Annotated in this window: 19 protein-coding genes and 1 tRNA gene; 10 read left to right on the top strand and 10 right to left on the bottom strand. The window is 72.5% G+C overall.

Annotated elements, in window-relative coordinates; translation table 11 throughout:
* Positions 1-2 precede the first annotated feature (2 nt).
* Both KUM03_RS14305 and KUM03_RS14310 read right to left on the bottom strand, forming a co-directional pair.
* Positions 3-377 (bottom strand): YchJ family protein, encoded by a 375-nt coding sequence (locus KUM03_RS14305; RefSeq protein ID WP_217248220.1) that lies wholly within the window; start codon positions 375-377, stop codon positions 3-5.
* Positions 378-447: 70 nt separating this feature from the next.
* Positions 448-535 (bottom strand) — tRNA-Leu (locus KUM03_RS14310).
* A gap of 173 nt (positions 536-708) precedes the next feature.
* Here KUM03_RS14310 and KUM03_RS14315 point away from each other — a divergent pair.
* The 3 genes from KUM03_RS14315 (at position 709) to KUM03_RS14325 (ending at position 3,375) form a co-directional block, all read left to right on the top strand.
* Positions 709-2,034 (top strand): M20/M25/M40 family metallo-hydrolase, encoded by a 1,326-nt coding sequence (locus KUM03_RS14315; RefSeq protein ID WP_217248228.1) that lies wholly within the window; start codon positions 709-711, stop codon positions 2,032-2,034.
* Between the two features lie 156 nt (positions 2,035-2,190).
* Positions 2,191-2,424 carry a chaplin ChpH gene (gene chpH / locus KUM03_RS14320; protein ID WP_055416097.1) on the top strand — a complete coding sequence of 78 codons (234 nt, stop codon included), beginning with the start codon at positions 2,191-2,193 and terminating at the stop codon, positions 2,422-2,424.
* A 168-nt stretch (positions 2,425-2,592) separates the two neighbouring features.
* The gene (locus KUM03_RS14325) at positions 2,593-3,375 is read left to right on the top strand and encodes a chaplin (protein WP_217248231.1); all 783 of its coding nucleotides are present in this window, start codon (positions 2,593-2,595) and stop codon (positions 3,373-3,375) included.
* Between the two features lie 114 nt (positions 3,376-3,489).
* Here the strand turns inward: KUM03_RS14325 and KUM03_RS14330 are convergent, their stop codons facing one another.
* On the bottom strand, positions 3,490-3,678 hold the full coding sequence (locus tag KUM03_RS14330) for a DUF5703 family protein (RefSeq protein WP_003989151.1): 189 nt from the start codon (positions 3,676-3,678) through the stop codon (positions 3,490-3,492).
* Positions 3,679-3,725: 47 nt separating this feature from the next.
* Here KUM03_RS14330 and KUM03_RS14335 point away from each other — a divergent pair, with 47 nt between their 5' ends.
* Complete coding sequence (locus KUM03_RS14335; protein WP_217248233.1) at positions 3,726-4,457, top strand: hypothetical protein; 732 nt, start codon at positions 3,726-3,728, stop codon at positions 4,455-4,457.
* An 81-nt stretch (positions 4,458-4,538) separates the two neighbouring features.
* Here KUM03_RS14335 and KUM03_RS14340 read toward each other — a convergent pair whose 3' ends face one another.
* Together KUM03_RS14340 and KUM03_RS14345 are read right to left on the bottom strand one after the other, a co-directional pair.
* Positions 4,539-6,980 carry a helix-hairpin-helix domain-containing protein gene (locus tag KUM03_RS14340; RefSeq protein ID WP_217248235.1) on the bottom strand — a complete coding sequence of 814 codons (2,442 nt, stop codon included), beginning with the start codon at positions 6,978-6,980 and terminating at the stop codon, positions 4,539-4,541.
* Positions 6,977-7,963 (bottom strand): aldo/keto reductase, encoded by a 987-nt coding sequence (locus KUM03_RS14345; protein ID WP_217248237.1) that lies wholly within the window; start codon positions 7,961-7,963, stop codon positions 6,977-6,979. Before KUM03_RS14345 ends, KUM03_RS14340 begins: the two co-directional genes overlap by 4 nt.
* A 112-nt stretch (positions 7,964-8,075) precedes the next feature.
* On the opposite strand from KUM03_RS14345, the gene KUM03_RS14350 reads away from it, so the two are divergent.
* Together KUM03_RS14350 and KUM03_RS14355 are read left to right on the top strand one after the other, a co-directional pair.
* Positions 8,076-9,131, top strand: coding sequence for an LLM class F420-dependent oxidoreductase (locus tag KUM03_RS14350; protein ID WP_217248245.1), 1,056 nt, complete (start codon positions 8,076-8,078; stop codon positions 9,129-9,131).
* Between the two features lie 236 nt (positions 9,132-9,367).
* Positions 9,368-10,156 (top strand): ferritin-like domain-containing protein, encoded by a 789-nt coding sequence (locus tag KUM03_RS14355; protein ID WP_217248246.1) that lies wholly within the window; start codon positions 9,368-9,370, stop codon positions 10,154-10,156.
* 15 nt (positions 10,157-10,171) lie between these two features.
* On the opposite strand, the gene corA is transcribed toward KUM03_RS14355, so the two are convergent.
* Positions 10,172-11,167, bottom strand: a complete 996-nt coding sequence (gene corA, locus KUM03_RS14360) for a magnesium/cobalt transporter CorA (protein WP_217248279.1) — start codon at positions 11,165-11,167, stop codon at positions 10,172-10,174.
* Positions 11,168-11,228: 61 nt separating this feature from the next.
* Between corA and KUM03_RS14365 the strand changes: the two genes are divergently transcribed.
* The 4 genes from KUM03_RS14365 (at position 11,229) to mshC (ending at position 15,136) form a co-directional block, all read left to right on the top strand.
* Positions 11,229-11,915, top strand: a complete 687-nt coding sequence (locus KUM03_RS14365) for a histidine phosphatase family protein (RefSeq protein ID WP_217248248.1) — start codon at positions 11,229-11,231, stop codon at positions 11,913-11,915.
* A gap of 84 nt (positions 11,916-11,999) precedes the next feature.
* Positions 12,000-12,590, top strand: a complete 591-nt coding sequence (locus tag KUM03_RS14370) for a DUF3090 domain-containing protein (RefSeq protein WP_217248250.1) — start codon at positions 12,000-12,002, stop codon at positions 12,588-12,590.
* A complete protein-coding gene (locus tag KUM03_RS14375; RefSeq protein WP_217248253.1) occupies positions 12,554-13,384 on the top strand; it encodes an SCO1664 family protein in 831 nt (276 codons plus the stop codon). The genes KUM03_RS14370 and KUM03_RS14375 overlap by 37 nt, the downstream gene beginning before the upstream one ends.
* A 522-nt stretch (positions 13,385-13,906) precedes the next feature.
* Positions 13,907-15,136: a cysteine--1-D-myo-inosityl 2-amino-2-deoxy-alpha-D-glucopyranoside ligase gene (gene mshC / locus KUM03_RS14380; protein WP_217248256.1), complete on the top strand. Its 1,230-nt coding sequence runs from the start codon at positions 13,907-13,909 to the stop codon at positions 15,134-15,136.
* A 67-nt stretch (positions 15,137-15,203) separates the two neighbouring features.
* Here mshC and parJ read toward each other — a convergent pair whose 3' ends face one another.
* The 4 genes from parJ to KUM03_RS14400 all read right to left on the bottom strand — a co-directional run bounded on the left by parJ (position 15,204) and on the right by KUM03_RS14400 (position 20,499).
* On the bottom strand, positions 15,204-16,193 hold the full coding sequence (parJ, locus tag KUM03_RS14385) for a filament polymerization regulator ParJ (RefSeq protein ID WP_217248259.1): 990 nt from the start codon (positions 16,191-16,193) through the stop codon (positions 15,204-15,206).
* A gap of 259 nt (positions 16,194-16,452) precedes the next feature.
* Positions 16,453-18,069: a glycerol-3-phosphate dehydrogenase/oxidase gene (locus tag KUM03_RS14390; protein ID WP_217248267.1), complete on the bottom strand. Its 1,617-nt coding sequence runs from the start codon at positions 18,067-18,069 to the stop codon at positions 16,453-16,455.
* Positions 18,070-18,077: 8 nt separating this feature from the next.
* Positions 18,078-19,616, bottom strand: a complete 1,539-nt coding sequence (gene glpK / locus KUM03_RS14395) for a glycerol kinase GlpK (protein WP_217248275.1) — start codon at positions 19,614-19,616, stop codon at positions 18,078-18,080.
* 85 nt (positions 19,617-19,701) lie between these two features.
* Positions 19,702-20,499, bottom strand: a complete 798-nt coding sequence (locus KUM03_RS14400) for an MIP/aquaporin family protein (protein ID WP_217248277.1) — start codon at positions 20,497-20,499, stop codon at positions 19,702-19,704.
* Positions 20,500-20,919: the final 420 nt, after the last annotated feature.

Here is a 20,919-nt window from a genome sequence, read left to right on the forward strand (position 1 = left end):
GACTACGCGAGGAACTCCCCGTCCACGTACACCCACGCCCCGTCGACGCGCTCGAAGCGGCTCCGCTCGTGCAGCGAGCCGCCGCGGTAGGAGGCGCGGAAGGTGACCGTCCCGGTGGCGTGGAAGGCGGAGCCGTCGGTCGTGTCCAGGATCTCCAGCCCCGTCCAGCGCATTCCCGGGTCCAGGTCCAGCCGGGCCGGCCGGGTCCTCGGGTGCCAGGTCCGCAGGAGGTATCCCGCGTCGCCCTTCACGAAGGCGCTGTAGCGGGAGCGCATCAGGGCCTCGGCGGTCGGCGCGGACGCCGTTCCCGCGTGGAAACGCCCGCAGCACTTCTCGTAGGGCTCGGACAGGCCGCACGGGCAGGAAGGTGTGGTCATGGCGGCCATTGTGCCCGCTGCGCGCATCGCCGGGAAAAGCAGAAGACCCCTGCTCGGCAGGGGTCTCAACTGGTGTCCGAGGGGGGACTTGAACCCCCACGCCCGATAAAGGGCACTAGCACCTCAAGCTAGCGCGTCTGCCATTCCGCCACCCGGACAAGGTGTCTGTCGTGCGGGGTGTTGCCCGCGGCGACGACGTAAACATTACCAGGCTTTCCGGGGTGGCCGATCACCCCCTCCTTGGGCGCGGACGGCGGGAGGGGGAGGATGAGGGGGACCGACCAGCACTGACACCAGCAGTGACTTCAGCAGCGACCGCGGGAGGAAGCACGTGAGCGACTCGGGCACGGCCAGGAGCGTCACCGGCGAGGACGAGGTCGTCGACCTCTGCCGCGAGCTGATCCGGATCGACACCAGCAACTACGGCGACCACTCGGGTCCCGGTGAGCGCAAGGCGGCCGAGTACGTCGCCGAGAAGCTCGCCGAGGTGGGGCTCGAACCGCAGATCTTCGAATCGCACCCCGGACGCGCCTCCACGGTGGCCCGCATCGAGGGCGAGGACCCGTCCCGGCCCGCGCTGCTCATCCACGGCCACACCGACGTCGTCCCGGCCAACGCGGACGACTGGACCCACCACCCCTTCTCCGGCGAGATCGCCGACGGGTGCGTGTGGGGGCGCGGGGCCGTCGACATGAAGGACATGGACGCGATGACCCTCGCGGTCGTCCGCGACCGGCTGCGCACCGGACGCAAGCCCCCGCGCGACATCGTGCTCGCCTTCCTCGCCGACGAGGAGGCCGGCGGGACCTACGGCGCCAAGCACCTGGTGCGCAAGCACCCGGAGCTGTTCGAGGGCGTCAGCGAGGCGATCGGCGAGGTCGGCGGCTTCTCGTTCACCGTCAACGAGAAGCTGCGGCTCTACCTCGTCGAGACCGCCGAGAAGGGCATGCACTGGATGCGGCTCACCGTCGACGGCACGGCCGGCCACGGCTCGATGACCAACGACGACAACGCGATCACCGAGCTGTGCGAGGCCGTGGCGCGGCTCGGCCGGCACAAGTGGCCGGTCAGGGTCACCAAGACCGTACGGGCCTTCCTCGACGAACTGTCCGACGCGCTCGGTACCGAACTCGACCCCGAGAACATGGAGGAGACCCTCGCCAAGCTCGGCGGCATCGCCCGGATGATCGGCACGACCCTGCGCAACTCGGCGGCGCCCACCCAGCTCGGCGCCGGCTACAAGGTCAACGTCATCCCCGGCCATGCCACCGCGCACGTCGACGGCCGCTTCCTGCCCGGCTACGAGGAGGAGTTCCTCGCCGACCTCGACCGCATCCTCGGCCCGCGCGTGCGGCGCGAGGACGTGCACGCCGACAAGGCGCTGGAGACCGACTTCGACGGCCGGCTCGTCGACGCCATGCAGACCGCCCTGCGCGCCGAGGACCCGATCGCGCGCGCGGTGCCCTACATGCTTTCCGGCGGCACCGACGCCAAGTCCTTCGACGACCTCGGCATCCGCTGCTTCGGCTTCGCGCCGCTCAAGCTGCCGCCGGAGCTGGACTTCGCGGGCATGTTCCACGGGGTGGACGAGCGGGTGCCGGTGGAGGGACTGCAGTTCGGCGTGCGGGTGCTCGACCGCTTCATCGACGCGTCCTGAGCGCTGTTCGCTTGTATTCGCGATCTATTCGGTCGCGCGTGCGGAACTGGACCGGGAAGGGTGAATACGCTCATAGGCTCGTAGCCTCATTACTCCCTCCTCGTTACAGGTGATGCGATCAGCAACCTGGATCGCTTTTGCCAACTAGGAGGAATAATGCTCAAGAAGGTCGTCGCCGCCGCTGCCGCCACCGGTGGTCTGGTTCTCGCTGGTGCCGGCATGGCCGTCGCCGACTCCGGTGCCCAGGGTGCCGCCGTGCACTCGCCCGGCGTCCTCTCCGGCAACGTCGTTCAGGTGCCCGTTCACGTCCCGGTGAACGTCTGCGGCAACACGGTCTCCGTGATCGGCCTGCTGAACCCCGCCTTCGGCAACGTCTGCATCAACAAGTGACGTCGTGCCTCACCCCATGAGGGTCTGAGTCCGTCGGCCCCGGAGCGCGCGCCATGCGCTCCGGGGCCGACGGTCTTTGAGAGATTCTCGGGGACGGGAAGCACGGCAACGGCGGAATTCTCGGCATTCTCGGTGTCACGGGACTAGGGCAAGGCAGGGATTCAGGAAATGCGACAGGTCACCCGCAAGGGCCTGATGACTATGGCGGCGGCCACCGGTGTGATCGCCGCCGCGGGCGGCACCGCCCACGCGGACTCGGGGGCGCACGGCTCCAGTTCGGGTTCGCCCGGCGTGCTGTCCGGCAACACCGTGCAGGCGCCGGTGCACGTGCCGGTGAACGTGTGCGGCAACACGGTCGACGTCGTCGGCATCCTCAACCCGGCGATGGGCAACTCGTGCGCCAACCAGGGCGGCGGGGCCTCCGGCGGGTACGGCGACTCCAAGGACCAGTCAGGCGCGCACGGGGGCTCGCACGCCGACGGGCACGCCACCGACTCGCCGGGCGTCGGCTCCGGCAACACCGTGCAGGTGCCGGTCCACGTGCCGGTGAACGTGTGCGGCAACAGCGTCGACGTCGTCGGCGCCCTCAACCCGACGACCGGCAACGACTGCGGCAACGGGGGTGGCGGAGATCACTCCACGCCGCCCGGCGGGGGCGATGAGACACCGCCCGGGGAGCCGGGCGACCCTGGGGACCCGGGTGACCCGGGTGATCCGGGTGACCCCGGTGATCCGGGTGACCCGGGCGATCCCAGTGACCCGGGCGAAGACACTCCCGGTGGGTCCTCGGACGGCAACCAGCCGGGCACCCAGACCGTCGCCCAGCCGCAGGGCGACGCGCAGCTCGCCGAGACCGGCAGTGATCTGCCGCTCGGCCTGGCCCTCCCGGTGGGCGCGGGTGCGCTGCTCGCGGGCACGGTGCTGTACCGCAAGGCGCGCGCCTCGGCGTGACGCGGACGCGGACCGTGACTGCGGGGCCGGGTGGCCCGCACGCACGGCGGGCCCCGCACGGCGGGGCCCGCTCCGTCTCCGTCACCCGCGCCCGGTCGAGCCCGGTCCCCCGGCTCACCAGGTGGCGCGTACCTGGCGGATGATCCGCCGCCGCAGCCGCACCTTGCGGCTGCCGTCACGCAGCAGGCTCAGGCGGTACAACTCCCAGTGTCCGTACTCGGCGTGGTCGGTCAGCAGACGCGCAGTCTCCTTGCGGGAAACCCCGCGCGGCACGTACACGTCGACAAATTCGTATTCCGGCATCGAATCTATTGTGCGGGCTGGGGCCCGGTACGGATAGCGTCTGCACTATGTCTGATGCTGCGCAGCCCACCGCTGCCGAGGTACGCGCCGCCGCCGAGGCGGTCAAGACCGCGCTCGACCGCCACTTGGCCGCGGTCGAACGCCGGTCGGGGGAGGACGACCCGGCCGTCTACGACGCGTTCAACCAACTGGCCGCGGCCGCGGAGGCGTACGACGAACTGCTCTACGACCGTTACGACGAGGTCACCCCCTTCGAGGTTCCCGCCGCCGACGACTCCCTGCCGCCGTACGACGGACCCGAGGAACCGAGCGCGCTCAGCGTCCTGATCCGCCGTGACTACGTCGTGGCCGAGCCGCAGCGGCTGATGGCCCAGGCGCGGCGGGTCGAGGCGGCGGACGACGAGGGAGAGGGCGTGGCGGCCTCCGGCACGGTGCACGGGGCGCTGGGCCTCCTGTTCGGCGAGTTCGAGCCGGAGGAGATCGCCTCCCGGCACAAGGAGTTCGGCCTGGAGGAAGGTGACTCCACGCTCTGGGTGACGGCCTCGGACGAGCCGGCGGAACCGGGGGAGTGGCTGGAAGCCCCGTTCGAACAGGTCGACCCGCAACGGGTGGTCTGCCGGTTCGACGTCAGCGCGGTCTTCGACGACGAGTTCGACGACGACCTCGAGGACGAGGAGGAAGAACTCGACACCGATCTGGACGGGGACGTCGACGGCGACCTCGACACGGACGAGGACGGCGAGACCGAGCGGCCGGAGGTGGATCGCCGAGGGCCGTGAGCCGCGAGTAGGCGGCCCGGGACGGCGGCGGCGGTCGACGGGCACCCCCGTCGACCGCCGCCGCCGTCCTGCTCGACCGGGTCAGCCGGCCACCGGAACCTGCGGCGCGAGCAGCACCGGCAGCCGGGTCGTGCGCGGCTTGGCCGGGACCTCGGCCACGGCGCGGGGCAGCGCCTGCTCCACGCCCTGCACCACCGACAGATGACGGGCGGCCCGGCCGAACGCCGTGTAGATCCAGGGGCGGCTGAGCGCCTGCACGGCGTCGCCCGGCAGGACCACGACCACCGCGGGCCACCGCCCGCCCACCGCCTGGTGCGCGGTCAGCGCCCAGCCGTGCCCTACGGACCGCTCCACCCGCTCCTGCGGTACGACCACGGACTCACCCGCGCACGACAGGTGCAGCCCGTCGGCGTCGGCCTTCACCACCCGGCCCGGCAGCGTACGTCCCGGCACGGGGGAGTAGACGACGCGGTCGCCGGGGTCGAAGCCGCCGAAGCGGCCGGGGCCGGGATTCAACCGCTGCTTCAGTGCCGCGTTGAGCGCCCGGGTGCCCGCCGCGCCGCCGTGGCCCGGCGTGATCACCTGCGTGTCCTCGACGGGCACGCCGATCGCACGCGGTACGGAGTCCGCGACGAGCTGGACGGTGCGGTGCACGGCCTCGCCGGCGTCCCGCACCGGCACGATCACGACCTCCTTGCCGGGGGCCTCCACCTGGCCGAGTTCACCGATGCCGATGCCGGAGACCAGTTCGCCGAGCGGGCCGGGGTCCGGGCGCCGGGAGGCGATCTGCGGGCAGGCCCGCGCCGCCAGCAGGTCCGCGAAGACCCGTCCCGGTCCGACGGACCACAGCACCGCCGGGTCGCCGGCCAGCACCAGCCGCGCCCCGTCCGGCAGGGACTCCACCAGCAGGGCGCCGGCCTCGACGTCCAGCTGCGGCGCGTCGAGCACGACGAGCAGATCGAGGGCCAGCGCGCCGTCGGCGTCCCGCCCCGGTCCCTCGGTGCCGGCCAGCAGTCCGGCCACCGTGACGGCGGGGGCGGGACCGGCGGGGTCGGAGCCCTCCGGGGCGGGCGCGGCCGGGTCCGGACCGTGGGGTGCGGAGGGGGCGCCGTCGCCCAGGTGGGCGGCGAAGCGGTCGCGGCCGAGCGGACCGGGCGCGGCGGCCCAGGCGCGCAGGCCGAGCGCGTGGGCGGCGCGCAGCAGGGCGGCCTGCTCGGCCAGGGACGCCTCGCCGCCGGTGTGCAGGACCAGTCCGTGCCCCGCGACGGCGCGGACGAGGTCGGCGGCGGCACCCTGCGCCGCGTCGGCGGCCCGCTCCCAGTCCGCGGCGGAACCGTCCTCCTTGGGCGCGGAGTTGACCAGCCGTGCCAGGCCGTCCGCGAGGCTCTCCTCGGCGAGCGCGAACCGCTCGAGACCGATCAGCACCCGGACCGGACGCTCCTCGTCCTCGTCCGGCGCGTCCGCCGCACCGGGGCCGTCGGTCCCGGACCCGCCCGGTGCGGTTCCCGGGCGGGCGCCGGGCTCGTCCAGCGGGTCCTGGAAGGCCAGCGCCTCGCCCTCGGCGAGCGTGCTCTGCACGGCGGCGTCCGGGTCCGGCACGCCGCGCTGGGCCAGCGTGGCCGTCAGCCGCGGCAGCTCCAGGGCCGTGTGCCCGGCCAGGGCCGCCTGCTCCAGCAGCCACACGGTGACCGCACGGCCGCGGCGCTCGTCGTCCGGGCCGCAGGCCGCGCCGAGCAGCGCCCGGGCGAACCCGTCGGCTTGCTCCGGCCGCACCCCGCCGACCCGCAGCAGCTGCCAGGGGTCCGCGCGCAGCGCGTCCTGCGCACCCTCGCCGAGCAGTGCCGCAGTCTGCGGTGCGAGCGCCTCGGGGGCGCCGCCCTCGGCCAGTACCCGCCGCACGGCCTGGACGGCCTCCGGCGCGGGAGCAGCGGGCCCGGTGACCTGCTCGGCCTGCACCGGCCGGGGCCGCGGCTGTGACTCGGGGGCGGGCCGGCGCGGTGCGGGAGCGGGCTCGCCGAAGACCGTGGCCGCGGGCTTCTCGCCGCTCTCCACGGCCCGAACGGCGGCGAGCAGGTCGGCCGCCGTGCCGCTGAGCTTGGTCCCGGCGTCGATCGGCGCCTGCTTCTCGGCCTTCCGCCGCGCGATCCGTTCCCGCTCGATCCGCTGGGCCGCCAGCTCGGCCTCGGCCTCGGAGGCCCGAGCGGCCTCCCCGTCGCCGTCGGTCGCTCCGTCCACGGCTCCGTTCGGCGCCCCGGAGGCGTCCGCGCCACCGGCGTCACCGGACTCCGACGGCTGCCCGGCCTCCCCGGTGTCCGCCGCCCCGGTGGCGGACTCTTCGCCGTCCGGCCGGGCCGCCTCGGCGGCCTGCACGCCGGTGACGGCCTCACTCCGGTCGCCCGAACCGGCGTCGTCCGAGCTCTCGCCGCCGGGCCGCCCGGTCGGGTCCGCCGTGCCCGGCGTCTCCGGCCCGGCGTCCACGGCGGCCGTGGGGTCCTCGGAGGTGGGCTCGGGCTCCGTGCTCACAGCGTGCTCCAGTCGTGATCGGGATAGCGGTGCACGGGCGCCGACACATCGTCGAGCGCCCGGCAGATCTCGTCAGGAAGACTAAGGGTCTCCACTGACAACGCCGCCGTGAGCTGCTGCGCGTTGCGCGCGCCGACGATCGGGGCGACCACCCCTGGCCGGTCCCGCACCCACGCCAGCGCCACCTGGAGCGGCGTCACCGCGAGCCCGTCCGCCGCCGTCGCCACCGCGTCCACGATGTGGCCGGCCGTGTCGTCGAGGTAGGGGGCGACGAAGGGGGCCAGGTGCTCCGAGGCGCCCCGCGAGTCCGACGGCGTCGCGTCCTTGCGGTACTTGCCGGTGAGGACCCCGCGGCCCAGCGGCGAGGAGGGGAGCAGTCCGATGCCCAGGTCCAGGGCGGCCGGCAGCACCTCGCGCTCGATGCCGCGCTGGAGCAGCGAGTACTCCATCTGCGTACTCGCGAGCCGGTTGCGCACGCCCGGCGCCGCCAGCTGCCAGGTCGCCGCCTTGGCCAGCTGCCAGCCGCAGAAGTTCGACACGCCCGCGTACCGGGCGCGGCCGCTGCTCACCGCCACGTCCAGCGCGTGCAGCGTCTCCTCCAGGGGCGTGTCCGGATCAAAGGCGTGCAGATGCCAGACATCGACGTGGTCCGTGCCCAGGCGGGCCAGCGAGGCGTCCAGCGCGGAGAGCAGGTGGGCGCGCGAGCCGTCGAAGCGGCGGTCGGGATCCGGCACGCTGCCCGCCTTGGTCGAGATCACCAGGTCCCGGCGCGGCACCAGGCCCTCCATGAGCCGACCGAGCAGGTACTCGGCCTCGCCGTCCCCGTACACGTCCGCCGTGTCGACGAGGGTCCCGCCCGCTTCCCAGAAGGTCTTCAAGAGGTCCGCGGCGTCATGCTCGTCCGTGTCCCGGCCCCAGGTCAGGGTGCCGAGACCGATGCGGGACACGCGCAGGCCGGTGCGGCCGAGATGCCTCTGCTCCATGAACGCCGACATTACTGGCCACGGCTTGCGCTGTGGGGGCCTGTGGACAACCGAATTCCCGCGCTAAGGTCGGGGCACAGAACACGTTACTGATCGGTAAGGGGAATCGGCCATGCAGCTCGGGATCAACCTCGGCTACTGGGGTGCCGGAATGGACGCGGACAACCTGGCCGTCGCCCAGGAGGCCGACCGGCTCGGCTACGCCGTCTGCTGGGCCGCCGAGGCCTACGGCTCCGACGCGGCCACCGTGCTCACCTGGGTCGCCGCCCAGACCGAGCGCATCGACGTGGGCTCGGCCATCTTCCAGATCCCGGCCCGCCAGCCCGCGATGACCGCGATGACGGCCGCCACCCTGGACTCCCTCTCCAAGGGCCGCTTCCGCCTCGGCCTCGGCGTCTCCGGCCCGCAGGTCTCCGAGGGCTGGTACGGCGTCAAGTTCGACAAGCCGCTCGCCCGCACCCGCGAGTACGTCGAGATCGTGCGCAAGGCGATGACCCGGGAACGGCTCTCCTACGAGGGACAGCACTGGACGCTGCCGCTGCCCGGCGGCCCCGGCAAGCCGATCAAGCTCACCGTCCACCCGCAGCGCGAGCACATCCCCCTGTACATCGCCGCGATCGGCCCGAAGAACCTGGAGCAGACCGGCGAGATCGCCGACGGCGCCCTGCTGATCTTCCCCTCCGCCGACCACCTCGAGGAGACCGCGGCCAAGCACCTGCGCGCCGGGCGCGAGAAGGCCGGCAAGACCCTCGACGGCTTCGACATCTGCCCGACGCTGCCGCTCGCCCTGGGCGACGACAAGGACGTCACCACGCTCGCCGACACCTTCCGCCCCTACACCGCGCTCTACGTCGGCGGCATGGGCAGCCGCAAGCAGAACTTCTACAACCAGCTCGCCCAGCGCATGGGCTACGAGGCGGAGGCCGCCGAGATCCAGGACAAGTACCTGTCCGGCGACAAGGAGGGCGCCGCCGCGGCCGTACCGCACGAGCTGATCGACCAGACCACCCTGCTCGGTTCCGTCGACCGCATCGCGGACCGGATGAAGGCCTACGCCGCCGCCGGTGTCACCACCCTGACGCTCGCCCCGGCGGGCTTCACCCTGGACGAGCGGATCGCCGCGCTCCGTGCCGGCACGGAGGCGCTGGAGCGGGCCGGACTGGCGTAGCGACTCAGGAAGTTCTGCGGCCGTGGTGGGGGCTCGGGGGTCTTCCCCGCCACGGCCGTCACGGAGAACAACGCGCCCACGCGTGCGTGGTTACGCCTCCTCGCGTTCCCGGCCGTCCTTCGTTTGGCTGAGTTGCCCGCCGCACCTGTTGCCGCCCCTCATCTCCCGCACTTGACTCGGTCTTTGCGGAGTCTGCGGAACCTGCGCAACCTTGCAGAGGCAGAGAGGTGCCACCGATGCTTTCGGCCAAGAGTCTGTTCCAGGAGATCCTCGACAACGACGAGTCGTTCCGTCTCTTCTGCTCCATCGCGGCCAGCGGTGAGTCGCAGGGCGGCTGGGAGAACGCGCGCATCGCGGCGCTGGTACCGGAGAGCGAGCGCGCCCTCGCACCCAAGATCACCCGGCACGGCGCGGACGAGGACAAGCACGGGCGGATCTTCAACGCCCTGCTGAAGAAGCGCGGCCTCGAGCCCGTCGAGGTGCCCCCCGAGACCGACTACACCATGCTCCTGGAACGGCACGGCATCGGCCTCGCCCACGAGAAGCTCAAGGCCGACCAGCCGCTGACGGTCCGCGACGTCATCACCTACCTGGCGCACAGCAGGGTCACCGAGCAGCGCGCCGCCGAGCAGATGGCGATGCTCCTCAAGCACTTCGGCGACCACCCGGACCTGGGCCGGGCCGTCCGGATGATCTCCGCCGACGAGGACAACCACCTCGCCTACTCCCACGAGGAACTGCTGCGCTACGCCGCCGCCGGACACGGCCGTCACATCCGGGCGACGCTGCGCGAGTGCGCACTCGCCGAGATCCGCGTCCACCGGGACGTCAGCCTCGGCGTGATGGCCCGCATGGGGCGCCTGCTCGGCTGGTCCCGGGCCAGGTCAGCGCTGCTCGCGGCGGGCATCCACGCGATGTACGGCTACGAGCGGCTGGCCGGCTGGCGCCGCATGGTGACCCTGCGCGCGCCCGAGCGGCGCGACGCGCTCGGCGGACCGGCCGCCGCCGCGCCGGAAGTCGCCTGACCCGACCCGTCCGGCTCAGAGCCAGCCCCGCCGCTTGAACAGCCGGAACAGCAGCACCTCCAGCCCGGCCATCAGCACGATCACCGCCGGATAACCCCACTCCCAGCGCAGCTCCGGCATGTGCTCGAAGTTCATGCCGTAGACCCCCGCGACCATCGTGGGCACCGCCGCCATGGCCGCCCACGCGGAGATCTTCCGCATGTCGTCGTTCTGCCGGACGCTCGTCTGCGCCAGGTGCGCCGACAGGATGTCGGAGACCAGCCGGTCCAGGCTCTCCACCGACTCGTTGACGCGTGAGAGGTGGTCGCTGACGTCCCGGAAGAAGGGCCGCGCCTTGTCGTTCACGTACGGCACCCCGGCGCCGAACGCCCCCGTCCCGGCCAGCCGGGCCAGCGGCGGCGCCAGCGGACCCGTCGCCCGGCGGAACTCCAGGATCTGCCGCTTGAAGGTGTAGATCCGCGACGCGGTGTGCCGCGAGCCGCCGCCGTCCGGCGAGAACACCTCCGCCTCCAGCTCCTCCAGGTCGTTCTGCAGCTCCACCGCCACGTCCAGGTAGTGGTCGACGGCGGCGTCCGCTATCGCGTACAGCACCGAGGTGGGGCCCTTGCCGAGCAGCTCGGGCTCGTGCTCCAGACGCTGCCGCACGTCCTTCAGCGGAGAGCCCTCGCCGTGCCGGACGACGACCACGAACGCGTCGCCCAGGAAGATCATGAGCTCGCCGGTGGACACGGCGTCGCTCTCCGGCTCGTACACCACCGGCTTCAGGACGGCGAAGAGCGAGTCCTCGTAGACCTCCAGCTTCGGCCGCTGGTGCGCCTTGAGGGCGTCCTCCACCGCCAGCGGGTGCAGCCCGAACTCCTCGGTGACCAGGTCGAACTCCTCCTCGGACGGCTCGTGCAGCCCGATCCAGACGAAGCCGCCCGCGGACCGCGCCTCACCGAGCGCGTCGGAGAAGTCCTCGGGCCCGTCCGTGCGGTGCCCGTCCCGGTAGATGGCGCAGTCGACGATCACCGAACGCATTCTCCCTCCGCCCCGGCGCCCGCGCACCGGGTCGTATGCCTACCCTGTCCGCATGCCCACGCTGATCCTGGTCAGGCACGGACGTTCCACCGCCAACACCGAGGGGCTGCTCGCCGGCTGGACGCCCGGCGTCGCCCTCGACGAACGCGGGGCCGCGCAGGCCGCCGCGCTGCCCGGCCGCCTCGCCGGCCTGCCCCTGTCCGAGATCGTCACCAGCCCCCTGCAGCGCTGCCAGGAGACGATCCGGCCGCTGCTGGAGGCCCGGCCCGGGCTGCGGGCGCACACCGACGAACGGATCGGGGAGTGCCACTACGGCGACTGGTCCGGCCGCAAGCTCGCCGAGCTCAAGGACGAGCCGCTGATGGAGGTGGTGCAGGCGCACCCCTCCGCCGCAGCGTTCCCCGGCGGCGAGTCGATGCGCGCCATGCAGACCCGCGCCGCCGAGGCGGTCCGCGAGTGGAACGCGCGCGTGGAGCGCGACCACGGCGCCGACGCCGTCTACCTCATGTGCTCCCACGGCGACATCATCAAGTCCCTCGTCGCGGAGGCGCTGGGCCTGCACCTCGACCTCTTCCAGCGGATCTCCGTCGAGCCCTGCTCCGTCACCGCGATCCGCTACACCCGGCTGCGCCCGTTCCTCGTCCGCCTCGGCGACACCGGCGACTTCGCCTCGCTGGCCCCGCGCGAGGAGCCGCCCGGCGGCGAGGCCACCGTCGGTGGCAGTGCGGGCGCACCGTGATCGTCGGCCGCAGTAGGGTGAAGCGACCGCAGCAGTGACCGACCCCGCCCTTCCCGCTCTTACGACTTCTCATGGAGACAGGACGTGTCCCGTCAGGTGTTCCTCTACGACCAACCGGAACGTTTCGTGGCCGGCACGGTCGGACTGCCCGGGCGCCGTACCTTCTTCCTCCAGGCCACCGCCGGCTCCCGGGTGACCAGCGTGGCCCTGGAGAAGACCCAGGTGGCCGCACTCGCCGAGCGCATGGACGAACTCCTCGACGAGGTCGTACGGCGCAGCGGCGGCAGCACCGAGGTCCCCGCCATGGCCCCCACCGGGCCCGCCGACACGGGGCCGCTGGACACTCCCGTCGAGGAGGAGTTCCGGGTCGGCACCATGGCGCTCGCCTGGGACGGCGAGGACCAGCGCATGATCGTCGAGGCGCAGGCCCTCGTGGAGCTGGACGCCGAGTCCGAGGAGGACCTGGCGGAGGCCGAGGAGCGGCTCCTCCAGGACGAGGAGAACGGCCCCCCGATGCTCCGGGTCCGCCTCACCGGCGCGCAGGCCAGGGCCTTCGCCAAGCGCGCCCTCGACGTCGTCAACGCCGGGCGGCCGCCGTGCCCGCTGTGCAGCCTCCCGCTCGACCCGGAAGGACACGTATGTCCGCGCCAGAACGGATACCGCCGCGGAGCGTGACCACCGACACGGCGGCCGCCGAGCTGCTCGCCCTGGGCGAACTGACCGTGCGCGGACGCATCCGTGACGCCTCCAACGCGGCGCTGTACTGCACGGTGACGCACGAGGGACGCGAGGCGGCCTGCATCTACAAGCCCGTGGCCGGGGAGCGGCCCCTGTGGGACTTCCCCGACGGCACCCTCGCCCAGCGCGAGGTCGCCGCCTACGAGGTGTCCGAGGCGACCGGCTGGGGCCTGGTCCCACCGACCGTGCTGCGCGACGGGCCCTACGGCGAGGGCATGGTCCAGCTGTGGATCGAGGCCGTCCCGGAGACGGAACTGCTCGCCCTGGTGGACACCGAGGAGCCCGGCCCCGGCTGGAAGGCGGTCGCCCTGGCCGAGGTCGGCGAGGGCCGCACCGCCCTCCTCGTGCACGCCGACGACGAGCGGCTGCGCCGGCTCGCCGTCCTGGACGCCGTGATCAACAACGCCGACCGCAAGGGCGGCCACCTGCTGCCCGCCGCCGGGGAGCGGCTGTACGGCATCGACCACGGCGTCACCTTCCACGCCGAGGACAAGCTGCGCACCCTGCTGTGGGGCTGGGCGGGCGACCCGCTCACCGGGGAGGCCCTGACGGCCCTCAACGCCCTCAGGGAGGCCCTCAAGGACGGCGGAGCCCTGGCGACCCGTCTCGGCGCCCTCATCACCCCCGCCGAACTCGCCGCCACCCGCACGCGGGTCGACGCGCTGCTCACGTCCGGCAAGCACCCGGAACCGGGCGGTGAGTGGCCGGCCATCCCGTGGCCACCGGTGTAGCAGCCGCCGCCGGCACCCCTCGGCGACTGCGGCGCCCGGCACCGAGGCCGGTGCGGCCCCAGCGTCTCGCTCGGTGCGGGTTCCTGCACGTCCGTCGGTGGCGGTCTTTGCGTGTCGCCCGGTGCGGGTCTGTGCGCGTCGGCCGGTGAGGGTCTTCGCGTGTCGGCTGTCGGCCGGTGCCGGGCGCCGTACGTCGGCCGTCACGGTCCTGCATGGGCGTCGGTCGCGTTCTGGCGCGTCGGCCGGTGTGCCCCGGCGTTTCCGTCGGTGCGGGCCCCGGACGTCCGCCGCGGTGGGTTCCTGTGCGTCGGCCGGGGCGGGGGCTTGCGCGTCGCCCGGTGCGGGTCTGTGCGCGTCGGCCGGTGTCGGGCGCCGGGCGCCCGTGGTCATGGGCCCGCGCTCCCGCCGGTGCGGCCTCTGGGCGGTCGCTGCACATCGGCCGGTGTCGCGCAAGAGCGCACTACCGGCCATCCGGCCCGGTCCGGTTCGTGTACGGAACATCCGTCCGGTTAGGCTCATGACATGCATGCCTGGCCCGCTTCCGAGGTCCCCGCCCTGCCTGGTCAGGGCCGCGACCTGAGGATCCACGACACCGCGACCGGAGGCCTGGTCACCCTCGACCCCGGTCCCGTCGCCCGCATCTACGTCTGCGGCATCACGCCGTACGACGCCACCCACATGGGACACGCGGCGACCTACAACGCGTTCGACCTCGTGCAGCGCGTGTGGCTCGACACCAAGCGGCAGGTCCACTACGTCCAGAACGTCACCGACGTCGACGATCCGCTGCTGGAGCGGGCCGTGCGCGACGGCGTCGACTGGACCGCCCTCGCCGAGAAGGAGACCGCCCTCTTCCGCGAGGACATGACGGCGCTGCGGATGCTGCCGCCCCGGCACTACATAGGCGCCGTCGAGGCCATACCCGGCATCGTGCCGCTCGTCGAGCGGCTGCGGGAGTCGGGCGCGGCCTACGAGCTCGAGGGGGACACCTACTTCTCGGTCGAATCCGACCCGCACTTCGGCCAGGTCTCCCACCTGGACGCCGCCGCCATGCGGCTGCTCTCCGCCGAGCGGGGCGGCGACCCGGACCGGCCCGGCAAGAAGAACCCGCTCGACCCGATGCTGTGGATGGCGGCCCGCGAGGGCGAACCCAGCTGGGACGGCGGCTCGCTCGGCCGCGGGCGCCCCGGCTGGCACATCGAGTGCGTGGCCATCGCCCTCGACCACCTCGGCATGGGCTTCGACGTCCAGGGCGGCGGCTCCGACCTCGCCTTCCCGCACCACGAGATGGGCGCCTCGCACGCCCAGGCCCTCACCGGCGAGTTCCCCATGGCCAAGGCGTACGTCCACGCCGGCATGGTCGGCCTGGACGGCGAGAAGATGTCCAAGTCCAAGGGCAACCTGGTCTTCGTGTCGCAGCTGCGCCGCGAGGGCGTCGACCCCGCCGCCATCCGGCTCACGCTGCTCGCCCACCACTACCGCTCCGACTGGGAGTGGACCGACCAGGTCCTCCAGGACGCCCTCGCCCGGGTCGACCGCTGGCGCGCCGCCGTCTCCCGGCCCGACGGTCCGCCCGCCGAGGCGCTGGTCGAGGAGATCCGCGACGCGCTCGCCAACGACCTGGACTCCCCGGCGGCACTCGAGGCCGTCGACCGCTGGGCCGCCCTCCAGCAGGAGAGCGGCGGCACGGACACCGGCGCACCCGGCGTGGTGTCCCGCGCGGTCGACGCGCTGCTCGGCGTCGCCCTGTAGGCACGGAAACCAGGACCGCACGCCACAGGGGGCGCTTCCCGCCGGGAAGCGCCCCCTGTCACGTCGGTCAGTCCTCCGACGACTCCTCGTCGTCCCCGCTCGCCTTCGGCGGCCTCGGCGGGCGGGTCCGCCCGCTCGGGTTGTCCCGCAGATACGGCGCCCCGGGTGACGAATCCCCGTCCGCCGTGGCGTGTCCGCCCGGCTGGCCCGGCCCGGAGCCGTCCCGGCGGCGCAGGTACCGCTCGAACTCGCGGGCGATCGCCTCGCCCGACGCCTCCGGCAGCTCCGCGGTGTCCCGGGCCTCCTCCAGCGACTGGACGTACTCGGCGACCTCGCTGTCCTCGGCGGCCAGTTGATCCACGCCCACCTGCCAGGCCCGCGCGTCCTCGGGCAGCTCGCCCAGCGGGACACGCACCCCGATCAGGTCCTCGAGCCGGTTCAAGAGCGCGAGCGTGGCCTTCGGGTTGGGCGGCTGCGACACGTAGTGCGGCACCGCCGCCCACAGCGACACGGCCGGTACGCCCGCGTGCGTGCACGCCTCCTGGAGGATGCCGACGATGCCCGTGGGCCCCTCGTACTTGGTCTCCTCCAGCTCCATGCGCCGCGCCAGGTCGGCGTCGGACGTGGTCCCGCTGACCGGCACCGGACGGGTGTGCGGGGTGTCGCCCAGCAGGGCGCCCAGGACGACCACCAGCTCGACGCCCAGCTCGTGGGCGAAGCCCAGCAGTTCGTTGCAGAACGAGCGCCAGCGCATGGACGGTTCGATGCCGCGGACCAGGACCAGGTCGCGCGGTTTGTCGCCGCCGACCCGGACCACCGACAGTCTGGTCGTCGGCCAGGTGACCTTGCGGACCCCGTCCTCCATGAACACCGTGGGCCGGTTGACCTGGAAGTCGTAGTAGTCCTCCGCGTCCAGCGCCGCGAACACCTCGCCCTTCCACTCCCGGTCGAGATGCGCGACCGCGGTGGAGGCGGCGTCGCCGGCGTCGTTCCAGCCCTCGAACGCGGCCACCATGACCGGGTCGACCAGCTCGGGAACCCCCTCGAGCTCGATCACCCAGCGCCTCCTTCCGACGTGCCCTCGCGTACCCCCCAACCTTACGGCGTGCCGAGGGGCCGCCCGCAGCCCCCGTGCACAGGGGAGTGAACGGATCACTGCCCCGTTCAGGCGGGTCGGACACCCCCGCGCAACCGCGCCCCCGGCGGGTCCGGTTCGCGGCCGTCCGGACGCCTCACCGGCGTCACGGAACGACCGCGCCCGGCCCCGGGACGACCGGGACCGGGCGGGAACGGGGGCGGCAACGGGGCGGCGGGGCCTACTTCTTGTCGAGCAGGTCCTGGACCTTCGCACGCACGTCGTCCGTGGCCAGGCCGCGGATCGTCAGCGTGGTGCGGCGGCGCAGCACGTCGTCGGGCGTCTCGGCCCACTCGTGGTCCCGCGCCCACACGACCTGCGCCCAGATCTCCGGGGCGTCCGGGTGGACGCGCTCCGCCAGCTCCGGGGACTCGTTGGCGAGCCGGGCGATGTCGAAGGCCAGCGAACCGTAGTGGGTGGCCAGGTGCCGGGCGGTGTCCGCAGCCATGCGCGGGCCGGGCGCCGGGCCGTCCACCAGCAGCCGGTGAGCGACCGCGCGCGGGTTGGCGACGCCGGGCAGCGGCAGCTTCTTCGGCAGCGTGGCGACCGGCTCGAAGTCGTCGCCGAGCGGGTGGCCCGGCAGCGCCTCCAGCTTCTTCATCACCGTACGGCCGATGTGACGGAAGGTGGTCCACTTGCCGCCCGCGACGGACAGCATGCCGCCCCGGCCCTCGCTGACGACCGTCTCGCGCTTGGCCTTCGCGGTGTCACCCGGGCCGCCCGGCAGCACGCGCAGACCCGCGAAGGAGTACGTGATCAGGTCCCGGTCGAGCTGCTGGTCGCGAATGGAGAACGCGGCCTCGTCGAGGATCTGCGCGGTGTCCTTCTCGTTGACCGAGACGTCCGCCGGGTCGCCCTCGTACTCCTCGTCCGTCGTGCCGAGGAGCAGCATGTCCTCCCAGGGGAGGGCGAAGGTGATGCGGTACTTGTCGATGGGGGTGGCCAGCGCGGCCCTCCAGGGCGCGGTGCGCTTGAGCACCAGGTGCGCGCCCTTGGACAGGCGGATGGAGGGGGCCGCGTTCGGGTCCTCCATGCGGCGCAGGTGGTCGACCCAGGGGCCGGTGGCGTTCAGCACCAGGCGGGCGTTGACCCCGAACTCGTCGCCGGTCAGCCGGTCCTTCAGCTCGGCGCCGGTCACCCGGCCCTTGGTGAAGCGCAGGCCGGTGACCTCGGCGTGGTTGAGGACGACCGCGCCCGAGTCGACCGCCGCGCGGACGGTCATCAGCGCCATGCGGGCGTCGTTCATCTGGTCGTCGCCGTACACGGCCACGGCCTTCAGGTTGTCGGTGCGCAGCTCCGGCACGTCCTGCGCGGCCTTGGCCGGGGAGAGCAGGTGGCCGACGCCGTCACCGAAGGCGGACAGCGCCGAGTACGCGAAGACACCCGCGCCCAGCTTCGCCGCGCCGTGCGGCCCGCCCTTGTACACGGGGAGGTAGAAGGTGAGCGGGTTCGCCAGGTGGGGGGCCACCTGGCGGGAGACCGCACGGCGCTCGAAGTGGTTCTCCGCCACCAGCTTCACCGCGCCGGTCTGCAGGTAGCGCAGACCGCCGTGGAGCAGCTTGGAGGAGGCGGAGGAGGTGGCGCCGGCGAAGTCGCCGGCGTCGACCACGGCCACCCTGAGGCCGGACTGCGCGGCGTGCCAGGCGGTGGAGATGCCCAGGATGCCGCCGCCGATCACGAGGAGGTCGTACGACGCCTTGGAGAGCTGCTCCCGGGTCTCGGCCCGGCCCGGGTTCGAGCCGGAGGCCGGGTGCGTCCCCAGGGCAGGCACGGACTGCAGGGTGGACTGCGTGGTCATGGTGGTTCTTACTCCTCGTCCTCGAGCCAGCCCATGGTCCGCTCGACGGCCTTGAGCCAGCTCTTGTACTCACGGTCGCGGGTCTCCGCGTCCATGCGGGGGGTCCACTCGGCGGCCCGCCGCCAGTTGGCGCGCAGGTCGTCGGTGCTGTTCCAGAAGCCGACGGCCAGGCCGGCGGCGTAGGCGGCGCCGAGGCAGGTGGTCTCGGCGACCATCGGGCGCACCACGGGCGCGTCCACGAAGTCGGCGAGGGTCTGCATCAGCAGGTTGTTGGAGGTCATGCCGCCGTCGACCTTGAGGGCGGTCAGCTCCACACCGGAGTCCTTCGTCATGGCGTCCGCGATCTCGCGGGTCTGCCAGGCGGTGGCCTCCAGGACGGCGCGCGCGAGGTGCGCCTTGGTGACGTACCGGGTCAGGCCGGCGATCACACCGCGGGCGTCGGAGCGCCAGTACGGGGCGAACAGGCCGGAGAAGGCCGGCACGAAGTAGGCGCCGCCGTTGTCCTCGACCTGCATCGCCAGGGTCTCGATCTCGGCGGCGGTGGAGATCAGGCCCATCTGGTCGCGCATCCACTGCACCAGCGAACCGGTGACGGCGATCGAGCCCTCCAGGGCGTAGACCGTGTCCTGGTCGCCGATCTTGTAGCCGACCGTGGTCAGCAGGCCCGAGTAGGAGTTGATGAGCTTGTCACCGGTGTTCATCACCATGAAGGTGCCGGTGCCGTACGTCGACTTGGTCTCGCCCTCGGAGAAGCAGGTCTGGCCGAACAGGGCCGCCTGCTGGTCGCCGAGCGCGGAGGCGACGGGGATGCCGCCGAGCAGCTCGCCGAGCCTGCCGCCCGTGATCTCGCCGTAGACCTCGGCGGAGGAGCGGATCTCGGGGAGCATCTGCGTCGGCACGCCGATGGACTCGGCGATCTTCTCGTCCCACTGCATGGTGTGCAGGTTCATCAGCATGGTGCGGGAGGCGTTGGTGACGTCGGTGACGTGCTTGCCACCGTTCACCCCGCCGGTCAGGTTCCAGATGACCCAGGTGTCCATGGTGCCGAAGAGCAGGTCGCCCGCCTCGGCGCGCTCGCGCAGGCCGTCGACGTTGTCGAGCAGCCAGCGGGCCTTGGGACCGGCGAAGTAGGAGGCGAGGGGAAGGCCGGTCTCACGGCGGAAGCGGTCCTGGCCGACGTTGCGGCCGAGTTCGCGGCACAGGGCGTCGGTGCGGGTGTCCTGCCAGACGATGGCGTTGTGGACGGGCTCACCGGTGTTCTTGTCCCAGACGAGGGTGGTCTCGCGCTGGTTGGTGATGCCGATGGCCTTGATGTCGTCGCGGGTGATGCCGGCCTTCTCGACCGCTCCGGCGACGACCTCCTGGACGTTGGTCCAGATCTCGGTCGCGTCGTGCTCGACCCAGCCCGGCTTGGGGAAGATCTGCTCGTGCTCCTTCTGGTCGACGGAGACGATGCGTCCGTCGCGGTCGAAGACGATGCAGCGCGAAGAGGTCGTGCCCTGGTCGATGGCGGCGATGAAGGGGCCTGCGGTGTGGGCGTCGGTCACTGTGTGCTCCTGGGATTCCGTGGTGTGGCGGCCGGTGCGTACGGCGCGTGTTCTGCGGCTCGATGATGGCCGAGCGGAGGCCCGCTCAGGCGAACGCGACGTTGTAGACACCTCCGGCGATCGCACCGCCGATCAGCGGACCGACGACCGGGATCCAGGCGTAGGCCCAGTCGGAGCCGCCCTTGTTGGGCAGCGGCAGCAGGGCGTGCACGATGCGCGGGCCGAGGTCGCGGACCGGGTTGATCGCGTAGCCCGTCGGACCACCGAGCGACAGACCGATCGAGACCACGACGAACGCGGTGATCAGGGCGCCCAGGACGCCGAGGCCGTTGCCCGCGTCGTTCAGCCCCTGGGTCAGGATGGCGAGCAGCAGGACGAAGGTGCCGATGATCTCGGTGGCGAGGTTCTGGACCGTGTGCCGGATCTCCGGACCGGTGGAGAAGATGCCCAGGACCGGGCCGGCGCCCTTCTCCTGTGCCTCGATCGACTTGGCCGCCGCCGTGTCCTGCGCGCCGGGGCCGCCGACGATCTCGCGGTCGGTGAGGTGGGCCTGGAACTGTCCGTAGTAGGCGATCCAGACCAGGACCGCGCCGATCATGGCGCCGAGGAGCTGACCCGCGAAGTAGGTCGGCGTGTTGCTCCAGTCGCCGTCCTTGATCGCGATGCCGACCGTCACGGCGGGGTTGAGGTGGGCGCCGGAGAGCGGACCCGATATGTACGCCGCCGTCATGACCGCGAAACCCCACCCGAAGGCGATGGCGAGCCAGCCGGCGTTGCGGGCCTTGGAGGCCTTGAGCGTCACGGCGGCACAGACGCCGCCGCCGAGCAGGATGAGTATGGCGGTACCGATGGTCTCGCCGATGAAGATGTCGGAGCTGGACACCCGCGACTCCTTTGTCCTTCGTCCAGGGGAAGCCGAACCCCCGGGTCCCTCCGGGTGTTCCGGCGCCCTCGGTGTGAGAGCGATGGCGGCCCTTGGCGTTGTCACACTCTAACGCGTATTGCCGGTAGGTGTTCGACAATGCCGACCGATGGACGCGAGTCTCGCCGTGGCGTCACGCATGCGTCAAGAGCTGTGTTATCGAAAGCACGATCGTTATTGATCGCCGCGGGTTATCGATCACGCCGCGGGACGGTCACCGGGAAACACCAAGGGCCGGAACGCCCTACGGCGTCCCGGCCCCTGCCCGCACCGCTGTCCTAGATGTACTGCCCAGCCAGGTTGGTCGAGTTTGTGCGACGACACGGTCTGAACTTGTAGGACGGCGAAGGCCTCCGGTTGTGGAGTGGAGCTGTCGAGGAA

Source organism: Streptomyces sp. AC602_WCS936, assembly GCF_019049125.1.
In the GTDB taxonomy this organism is placed as follows: domain Bacteria; phylum Actinomycetota; class Actinomycetes; order Streptomycetales; family Streptomycetaceae; genus Streptomyces.